At 69.7% G+C, this 1,563-nt stretch carries 1 protein-coding gene; it reads left to right on the top strand.

What is annotated here, in order from left to right:
• Positions 1-230 precede the first annotated feature (230 nt).
• The coding region (locus tag EQG76_RS17550; RefSeq protein WP_321573479.1) for a malic enzyme-like NAD(P)-binding protein at positions 231-1,563 on the top strand (1,333 nt) is incomplete at its 3' end.

Genomic DNA, 1,563 nt, shown 5'->3' with positions numbered 1-1,563 from the left:
CATCTCGATGATCAGTTAGGCGCGGGCGGGGCTGCCGCAAGATCGTCCCGGATGGCCGGCCCGGCAGCGCACGCCCTTGTCCTGCCGTGCCGGCCCGTGGCAACTCGGACGGGAGGGCCGGCCGACGCCAGGAAGCCGCTGCCGGCCGGCCCCGGATCAGCGGCGGCTAGGGGACGGCAATGGAAGAGCGCAAGGGCGAGCGTGGCACGACGACCGCTGGTGAGGGCGGCATGAGCGTCACGGCGGAAGAGGCCCTGGATCTCCATGCGCGCGGCCGGCCCGGCAAGATTGAGATCACGCCGACCAAGCCGCTCACCACCGCGCGCGACCTGAGCCTGGCCTATTCGCCGGGCGTGGCAGTGCCCTGCCTGGAAATCCAGAAGGACCCGGCGGCCGCCTATCTCTACACCGCCAAGGCGAACCTGGTCGCGGTCGTGTCCAACGGCACCGCCGTGCTGGGCCTGGGCGACCTGGGGGCGCTGGCCGGCAAGCCGGTGATGGAAGGCAAGGCCGTCCTGTTCAAGCGCTTCGCCGACATCGACAGCATCGACCTGGAGCTCGACACGCGCGACGTCGACGAGTTCGTCAAATGCGTCCAGATCGCCGCCCCCACCTTCGGCGGGGTGAACCTGGAGGACATCCGGGCCCCCGAGTGCTTCATCATCGAGGAGCGGCTGCGCGAGCTCTGCGACATCCCGATCTTCCACGACGACCAGCACGGCACGGCGATCATCGCGGCGGCTGGCCTGATCAACGCGCTCGATCTCACCGGCCGCTCGATCGCCGACATCCGCCTGGTGGTCAACGGCGCCGGCTCCGCCGGGATCGCCTGCGCCGAGCTCGTGAAGTCGATGGGCCTGCCCGCCGAGAACGTCATCCTGTGCGACACCAAGGGAGTGATCTACCGCGGCCGCACCGAGGGCATGAACCAGTGGAAGTCTGCCCATGCGGTCGAGACCGACGCACGGACGCTGGCTGATGCCATGCGCGGCGCCGACGTGGTGTTCGGCCTCTCGGCCAAGGGTGCCCTCACCGCCGACATGATCCGGTCGATGGCCAAGGACCCGATCATCTTCGCCATGGCCAACCCCGACCCGGAGATCACGCCGGAGGATGCGCGCGCCGTGCGCGGCGACGTGATCGTGGCGACCGGCCGCTCCGACTACCCGAACCAGGTCAACAATGTCCTGGGCTTTCCCTACATCTTCCGGGGCGCGCTCGACGTGCGCGCCCGGACCATCAACGAGGCGATGAAGATCGCCGCCGCCGAGGCAATCGCGGCCCTGGCGCGGGAGGACGTGCCGGACGAGGTCCATGCCGCCTATCGCGGCCGCAAGCTCCAGTACGGCCGCGAGTATCTGATCCCGACCCCGTTCGATCCGCGCCTGATCAGCACCGTGCCGCTGGCCGTGGCCAAGGCGGCGATCGACAGCGGCGTGGCCAGGAAGCCGGTCGAAATGACCCGCTACCGCCAGGAGCTGCGCTCGCGGCTGAACCCGACCGCGTCCCGCCTCCAGCTCGTGTTCGAGCGGGTCCAGGCGCAGCCCAAGCGCATGGTGTTCG

This window comes from Geminicoccus flavidas (assembly GCF_009806515.1).
Lineage (GTDB): Bacteria > Pseudomonadota > Alphaproteobacteria > Geminicoccales > Geminicoccaceae > Geminicoccus > Geminicoccus flavidus.
Note: the sequence above shows the minus strand (reverse complement) of the source record. Positions and strands in the feature narration are given on the sequence as shown.